The sequence below is a fragment of the Candidatus Dependentiae bacterium genome, from assembly GCA_026389065.1.
In the GTDB taxonomy this organism is placed as follows: domain Bacteria; phylum Babelota; class Babeliae; order Babelales; family Chromulinivoraceae; genus JACPFN01.
In genome coordinates this window covers 1-2156 of the sequence record JAPLIP010000001.1, presented here as the reverse complement: position 1 = coordinate 2156, position 2156 = coordinate 1, and the positions used below count along the sequence as shown (strand labels likewise).

3 protein-coding genes are annotated in these 2156 nt (G+C 35.6%); all 3 read right to left on the bottom strand.

Features of this window, described 5'->3' with window-relative positions; translation table 11 throughout:
- A partial coding sequence (locus tag NTU89_00015; protein ID MCX5922936.1) for a Hint domain-containing protein occupies nt 1-1016 on the bottom strand: 1016 nt, incomplete at its 3' end.
- 12 nt (nt 1017-1028) lie between these two features.
- A complete protein-coding gene (locus tag NTU89_00010; protein ID MCX5922935.1) occupies nt 1029-1730 on the bottom strand; it encodes a hypothetical protein in 702 nt (233 codons plus the stop codon).
- A 1-nt stretch (nt 1731) separates the two neighbouring features.
- A partial coding sequence (locus NTU89_00005; GenBank protein ID MCX5922934.1) for a hypothetical protein occupies nt 1732-2156 on the bottom strand: 425 nt, incomplete at its 5' end.

The window sequence follows — 2156 nt, the reverse complement described above, 5'->3', positions numbered from 1 at the left end:
AAGTATCCGTGTGGGCCTTTGGGTGGTGGGCTACAAGTTATAGTTCCGCAGTCTTTTCCAGGGCTATGCTGACTGATTGGGTAATTGTGAATTGATGGTGGATTTTTTATGATGTTTGTTTGAATGCTTAAAGACGCTATTAGTTCGTTTAAATTTGATGCATTGCTTGAAATTGCTTTAGAGTGTGCAACTTTTTGAGACGAGAGGTGATAGCAAGTTTCTCTTGGCTTGTTCTGAGTTCGTAAATCTGGGCATGTGCTATGAGCAATTAAAACAGGGTTGGCTTGGGCTTGATTTGGCAAATTTTGAATAAATATTTTGTCACTACCTATTTCGCATGATTTATTGCCATCTGGTGTTTTAATAAAGGCTTGGCTTTTCCAGCCTTGATTTGTTTCTTGTGAGCATGTGCGCATTCCTAGCGCAACAAGTCCAATAATGCATGCTTGCCAAAAGGCTTCAAATGTTACTACTCCACAGCCCCATGCAATTGAAAATCCGATGGTAAACTGTAAAAAATTGTGTACCACCACATCATGATTTCCAACACAGAAAGTATGAGTATCTTTTAATCTGATATCAAAAACTTCTATGGGGTCATATATTTTTTGAGAAGAAGAAATATATTTGATCGTGTTTAATCCAGAAAGGATAGGCGTATTTTTTTGTAGATGCTTAGCCTTGATCCATCTGTTTTCTATTGGATTATAGAACTTTTGTCCGGTGACTGAAATTATTAATTCACCATCAAACTTTTGTCCGGTGACTGAAATTATTAATTCACCATCAATTTCAATGATCATGTACTTATGCCAGGTGTATGATGCTGTTTGAACAATTGATGTTATGGTGCAGTTGCCGTCAGGTTTAACGGCAAAAGCTAAATCACCTATGCAGAGTTGTTCAATTGGTTTATATCCACCAGGTATTTTAATTTGAGTTCCTGCTGGAAACCCAGAAAACATAAGCGAAGATGCTGTGAAAATTAAAGCGTATAAAATTATTTTGAGATTCATAAATTTTACTTTTTAAGATCCGCAAGGACAACCGGTTTTGCCTTCTTTTGCACAATGCAGACAACCCAGGCCTGTGCATCTTATTTTTTCGTCATTTGCTTTGACAACTTCAATAAGCTCATCAATTTGCTTGAGCCACTGCTGCGCAGTTTCTTTTGATATGGTTCGAATTAAAAGAGGCTTGTAGGTCTTCATCCACTCTGAATATTTCACAAAAGTTTCTCCTGCTTCTGGTTTGTCAAAGAACCATGGATAAATTGGTGTTGTTTCCAAAAAAATATTTCCGTGTTGGTCGTTGTATAGCCATGATGCTGGATTAAAATCAAATAGTTTGTATTTACTACCTATCCAGTATTTATTTCCTTCATCGCTTTCTTTGTAAATTAAATTTTTACGATTATTGTTTTTGTAATATTGAGAGAGATAGAAGCCTAAACTTTTTTGAATAGATGGATCTAGTTGTAGATTATTATTTAAGGCTTGCGATATAAGTTCTCTAAAATTATAAATTCCTGCAATAAAATTATCATACAATAAAATATATGTTTTAAGGTTTTGGGTATATTCAATTTTTATCCAGCTTAAAATATATGTATTTTCTAGGTTGATTTCTGAGGTGTATATATTTATACAATTATTTGTAGCTTTGTTTAAATTTAATTGAGCTATTTTGGCTGAGTATTTTTCTTTATTTTGGTCTAAAAAGTTGCTCATATTATTCCTTCATGTCCTTTTTTATTTTTCCTTTGTTCCCGGTTGTCATACCATATTGTTTTAAAGCTTTTTTCATTGAGTCTGATAATCGTTCATCTTTCATTCCATCCCATGGTCGATAGTGTCCATGATAAACTCCTGGAGATGTTTGATCAAAAACAATATATTTACCTCCATATGCGACGACTCGTCGACTTGAATCAGGAACATTCACAGAACCATCCAGTGCTTTTTGTCCATCTTCCCAGGTTGGGCCTGCGCTTGCTTGGCCACTTTGGTGAGCTCTGTGCTTTTCTGATGGAATAAAGTATCCGTGTGGGCCTTTGGGTGGTGGGCTACAAGTTATAGTTCCGCAGTCTTTTCCAGGGCTATGCTGACTGATTGGGTAATTGTGAATTGATGGTGGATTTTTTATGATGTTTGTTT